General features: G+C 66.7%; 6 protein-coding genes. 3 read left to right on the top strand and 3 right to left on the bottom strand.

From position 1 onward, the window contains the following. Together RMO04_RS17895 and RMO04_RS17890 are read right to left on the bottom strand one after the other, a co-directional pair. Positions 1 to 837: MFS transporter (locus RMO04_RS17895; protein ID WP_309646122.1), on the bottom strand; the 837-nt coding region annotated here is incomplete at its 3' end. 82 nt (positions 838 to 919) lie between these two features. Continuing rightward, positions 920 to 1,753 carry a 2-keto-4-pentenoate hydratase gene (locus tag RMO04_RS17890; RefSeq protein WP_309646121.1) on the bottom strand — a complete coding sequence of 278 codons (834 nt, stop codon included), beginning with the start codon at positions 1,751 to 1,753 and terminating at the stop codon, positions 920 to 922. A gap of 131 nt (positions 1,754 to 1,884) precedes the next feature. Here RMO04_RS17890 and RMO04_RS17885 point away from each other — a divergent pair, with 131 nt between their 5' ends. Then, positions 1,885 to 3,216 carry a pectate lyase gene (locus tag RMO04_RS17885; protein WP_309646120.1) on the top strand — a complete coding sequence of 444 codons (1,332 nt, stop codon included), beginning with the start codon at positions 1,885 to 1,887 and terminating at the stop codon, positions 3,214 to 3,216. On the opposite strand, the gene RMO04_RS17880 is transcribed toward RMO04_RS17885, so the two are convergent. After that, positions 3,213 to 3,416, bottom strand: a complete 204-nt coding sequence (locus RMO04_RS17880) for a hypothetical protein (RefSeq protein ID WP_309646119.1) — start codon at positions 3,414 to 3,416, stop codon at positions 3,213 to 3,215. The genes RMO04_RS17885 and RMO04_RS17880 overlap by 4 nt on opposite strands. 149 nt (positions 3,417 to 3,565) lie before the next feature. Here RMO04_RS17880 and RMO04_RS17875 point away from each other — a divergent pair, with 149 nt between their 5' ends. Together RMO04_RS17875 and RMO04_RS17870 are read left to right on the top strand one after the other, a co-directional pair. Further along, positions 3,566 to 4,588, top strand: coding sequence for a LacI family DNA-binding transcriptional regulator (locus RMO04_RS17875; RefSeq protein WP_309646118.1), 1,023 nt, complete (start codon positions 3,566 to 3,568; stop codon positions 4,586 to 4,588). A gap of 107 nt (positions 4,589 to 4,695) precedes the next feature. Beyond that, on the top strand, positions 4,696 to 4,967 hold a 272-nt coding region (locus tag RMO04_RS17870), incomplete at its 3' end, for a hypothetical protein (protein ID WP_309646117.1).

The raw sequence follows: 4,967 nt of genomic DNA, 5'->3' as shown, positions 1-4,967 counted from the left end.
CAGATAGACCGCCGCGAGCACCAGCCCGAAGGTCGTGACGTTCAGGTCGAAGGTCTTCTTGAAATAGTCTGGCAGCCAGAACAGCAGCATCCACCAGACCGGGTCGATCAGGAACTTGCCGGCCGCGTAGGCCCAGGTTTCGCGCTTGGTCAGCACGCTGAACCAGCCGATCTTTACATCGCTGTCCTCCGGGTCGGAGCGGATGTGGGCCAGCTCGGCGGCGTTGACCTTCTTCTCCTGCTCCGGCGCGCGATACATGACCAGCCAGGCCACGATCCACAGCATGCCGATCACGCCGGTGATGATGAAGGCCGCGCGCCAGCCGTAGGCCAGCATGATCATCGGCGCGACGATCGGGGTGATCACGGCCCCGATATTGGCGCCGGCGTTGAAGATGCCGGTGGCGAGGGCGCGTTCCTTCTTGGGGAACCATTCGGTGACGGCCTTGACCCCGCCTGGGAAGTTGCCGCCCTCGCCGATCCCCAACAGGACGCGGACGAGGAAGAACTGGTTCAGGCTGCTGGCGCCGGCGTGGGCGATATGGGCCAGCTGCCAGATGATGAACGCCGTCGCATAGCCGATCTTGGCGCCCACCTTGTCGACGAAGGCGCCGAACAGCAGGTAGGAGGCCGCATAGGCCGCCTGGAAATAGAAGACGATGTCGGCGTAGTCGGTCTCGCTCCAGCCCATCTCGTCGGACATGAAGGGCTTCAGCACGCCCAGCATCTGGCGATCGACATAGTTGATGACCACGGCCGTGAAGAGCAGGCCGCAGATCACCCAACGGCGGCGGGTCATCTTGCCGTCCTCGAAGGCGGCGGTTTCAGCGGTGGTCATGGCTTTCGCCCCCAAGACGTTTCGACCCGCGGCGACATATTTTTGTCGGCCCCGCGCGGTCGCCGCGCGCGAGACCTTGATTTCAAGTCTCGACCACCGTGGCGCGATAGGCCCGACAGGCGATCTCGCCGAAGCCCGCGAAACGCACCGCGCCCTCCTGACCCACGACGATGTCATGGATGCCGGCGGCGGCCCCGGTGCAGATGTACATGCCCTTGCGCAGCGGCCGACCGCGCGCCGCGGCGTTCTGCGCCAGCAGGCGCAGGGACTGAAGCGGCCCGCCCGGCAGGACGAAGGCGCCGCCCTGGCCCACGACCTCGCCGGCGATCACGGTCTCGCAGCGCAGCGTATCGAGGGGAAGGCTCCGCCAGTCAGGAATTTCCTGGCCGACCATGAGGCCGGCGTTGTTGCCGAAGTCCGAGACCACCGCCAACGGACCGATGACATTGATGCTGGCCAGCGGGCTGCCGGCCGGCTCCATTCCGATGTGCATGGATGCGATCAGCCCGGCGGCCTCCTCGGGCGTCCAGACGAGCTTGTCGGCCGGCGCGTCGTGGGCCAGGCGCAGCACGTATTCGGCTTCCACCGCGGCGAAGCCGCCTTCGAACACCGGGAACGGCGTCACCTCGCCGGGCGCGACATGCCACAGGGTTTTGGAGAACACCGGGCCGAAGATTCGATTGGCCTTCAGCGGCCCCTCATGCTCGGGCGGCACGCGTCCGACCTTCCAGCCGACGACGGTGTCGGGCCAGAGATCGATCGCCGCATCCTGGACCAGATAGGCTGTCGCCAGATCTTGCGGCAGGGGGCCGGGAAACGCGGGCAGCGTGCTCGCGGCCTGCCGCGCGCGGACGAACCGCTGGGCGACGGAGGCCACGGGATAGCCTTCGGCCGATTCCGCCGCAGGAACGCTCACGCGCAAAGACCCTCCCAAAAATCCGCCCTCGAACGGCGTTGTTGTCTCTAAAGGAAACCGGTGTCATTTTCAAATCAAGCCCAAATCGGTGTGGTTTCGTCAATGGCCGGATCGGGCGCGGGAGTGAGACGATGATCGGAACATGGGCCCTTGCCGCGGCGGCCGCGCTTTGCCTGGGCCTGTCAGGGGCGGCGGCCCAGACACCGCGCGAGGCGTTTCCTGGGGCGTTGGGTTGGGCGGCCGCGACCCCAGGCGGGAGAGGCGGTCAGATCCTGAGGGTGACGACCCTGGCTGCGGATGGGCCTGGTTCGTTTCGTGAGGCCGTGGAGGCGAAGGGGCCGCGAATCGTCGTGTTCGAGGTGGGAGGGGTCATAGACCTGGGCGTGAAGACCCTGACCATCCGCGAGCCCTTCGTGACGGTCGCCGGTCAGACGGCGCCCTCGCCGGGGGTGACATTCATCCGCGGCGGTATCGACATCGCCACCCACGACGTCGTGGTAAGCCACATCCGGGTGAGGCCAGGCGAGGCGGGTCAGGCCAAGAAGAGCGGCAAGGACTTCGACTCGATCTCCACCCAGGGGGTGTCGTTCAACATCCTTATCGACCACAACAGCCTGACCTGGGGCACGGATGAGAACCTCTCGGCCTCCGGCCCGCGGTTCGTGGGCAAGACGCCGGATGAGTGGCGGGCCAACACCAGCCGCGCGATCACCTTCTCCAACAATATCATCGCCGAAAGCCTGGGCTATTCCACCCACGCCAAGATCGAGCATTCCAAGGGCTCGCTGATCCACGACAACGTCACCGACATCCTCATCGTCGGGAACCTCTACGCCCATAACTACGAGCGCAATCCGCTGTTCAAGGGCGGGGTGCGCGGGGTGATCGCCAACAACCTGATCTTCAATCCCGGCCAGCGGGCGATCCACTACAACCTGATGGCGCCGGAGTGGGGCGCCGCGGCCTGGCAGGTGGGCCAGGTGGTGGCGGTCGGCAACGTTCTGCGCGGCGGCCAGGACACGCCGACCGGCCTGCCGTTATTCCAGCTCGGCGGCGACGGCGATGTGGAATTCTACGGCAAGGACAACATCGCTGTGGACCGGTTCGGTGTCCCGCTGCCGATGTTCGGCCGCTACACCACCACCCCGGCCAGGATCATCCAGATGAAGAAGCCGCCTCTCTGGCCGCCGGGATTCACGCCGATGCCGGCCGTGGAGGTGCAGCGGTCGGTCTTGGCCAAGGTCGGCGCGCGCCCGTGGGACCGCGACGCCGACGACGTGCGCCTGCTGGCCGATGTGGCCGAGGGGCGTGGCGAGATCGTGGATTCCGAGCAGGACCTGCTGGGCTATCCGCATCCGAAGGAAACCCGCCGGCCGTTCGTCGAGGCCGACTGGAACCTTGACGACATGACCCCCAAACGACTCGAGGTGCTGGACGCCGGGTCGAAGGCTCGGGGGACTTAGCGGGGCAGGGCGTCGTAGGCGCTCCGCACCGCCGCGCGCCACGCCGCGTTATCGCGCAGCACCCACGGAAACAGCGCGATCTTATGCCCCGCCGGTATCGCCGTGCGTGCTGCCACGCCGCCGACCGAGTCGCCCTGCGCCAAGCTCACCAAGGCCGTGGCGAAATGGTCCCGAGGATCGATGTGCAGGATATCGGTCATGACAGCGAAACTGATACCGGTGTCATGACGAGTGCAAGCCTCACTTGTTGCGGCCAGGGCGCGCAGGCTATGAACGTCTCATTGACGCAGGGCGGAAGCAGACACCGGTGGCGGCGCGCGAGACAGGGACGAAACCGAGGCCGGTCGGTATGGAGGGAAGCTCCCGACGTCCGACGATCAATGACGTTGCGCGGATGGCCAGCGTTTCGAAGAAGACCGTCTCGCGGGTCATCAACGAGAGCCCCTTCGTCAAGGAAGACACCCGTAAAGCTGTTCAGGCGATCATTCGCGAGACCGGCTACGCCCCCGATCCCCAGGCGCGGGGTCTGGCCTTCCGCCGCTCGTTCCTGATCGGGCTGATCTACGACAATCCCAATCCCCAGCACACGGTCAGCCACCAGCAGGGCTTGCTGGACGCGATGGCCGGTTCCGGCTTCGAATTGGTCGTGCGCCCGGTGGACCGCACCAGTCCACGCCTGCTGGACGAGATGCGGGCGTTCATCGAGCGCCAGAAGCTGTTCGGCGTCGTACTGCCCTCGCCGGTGTCCGAGGACGAGCGGCTGGCCACCCTGCTGCAAGACCTGGACGTTCGTTATGTGCGCATCGGCTCGGTCGCCCTGGACGAGCCCGGCCGCATGCTGGTCAGCCATGACGGCAAGGGTGCGGCGGAAGCGGCGCGGCATCTGGCCGACCTGGGTCACAGACGCATCGCCCTGATTTCGGGACCGACCACGTTCCGCTCCTCGGTCGAGCGCCGAAAGGGGTTCGAGAGCGGCCTGGCCGAGCGGGGCCTCACGCTGGATTCGGACCTAGCGAAGGTCGGCGCCTATACCTACGAGTCCGGGGTCGCCGCGGCTCATGAGCTGTTCTCCCTGCCGTCGCGGCCCACGGCGGTGTTCTGCCTCAACGACGAGATGGCCACCGGGGTCTACACGGCCGCCCGCGAGCGGGGCCTGAGGATCCCGGACGACGTCTCGGTGGTGGGCTTCGACGACAGCTCCATCGCCAGCCGCCTTTGGCCGCCGATGAGCTCGGTGCGCCTGCCGCTGCGCGACATGGGCCGCATCGCCGGCGAGATGCTGGTGCCCAACGCCATGCGCGACAAGCCCAAGGTCCAGCCCGACATCCAACCCGAACTGATCGTCCGAGCCTCGAGCGCCAAGGTCGGCTAGCCGGCGTGTCGGCCGCGAATGGTCATTGCTCGGTTTAATGACACCGGTTACCTTGACGGCAATCGAGCGTCAGGCTCGCGATCCGGAAACGCCGAAAGAGGCCGCTGATGGCCAAGCCCTTCAAGCTGAACGACGATCGGCTGCTGTCGGTCGAGCCGGAGACGCGCGCCATCGCGCGCGCTGTATGCCGAGGGTGCGCAGCCTGCCGATCATCAGCCCGCATGGGCACACCGATCTGGTCTGGTTCTCGCAGAACGCGGCGTTACCGAACGCCACCGCGCTGCTGCTGGCGCCCGACGCTGGCCGGCTGCTATCCGATTCTCAAGCTTGGCCCCGCCTCGTGGTTCCACGACAGCCCCGAGGGCATGCGCCGGTTCCG

The sequence above is a fragment of the Phenylobacterium sp. genome, assembly GCF_031412415.1.
GTDB lineage: Bacteria > Pseudomonadota > Alphaproteobacteria > Caulobacterales > Caulobacteraceae > Phenylobacterium.
This window is presented reverse-complemented; position numbering and strand designations above follow the sequence as displayed.

Bases quoted from the DNA above. Each gene is read 5' to 3' on its own strand.
- RMO04_RS17885 (WP_309646120.1), top strand. From the start codon at position 1,885: ATGATCGGAACATGGGCCCTTGCCGCGGCGGCCGCGCTTTGCCTGGGC.
- RMO04_RS17875 (WP_309646118.1), top strand. From the start codon at position 3,566: ATGGAGGGAAGCTCCCGACGTCCGACGATCAATGACGTTGCGCGGATG.
- RMO04_RS17880 (WP_309646119.1), bottom strand. From the start codon at position 3,416: ATGACCGATATCCTGCACATCGATCCTCGGGACCATTTCGCCACGGCC.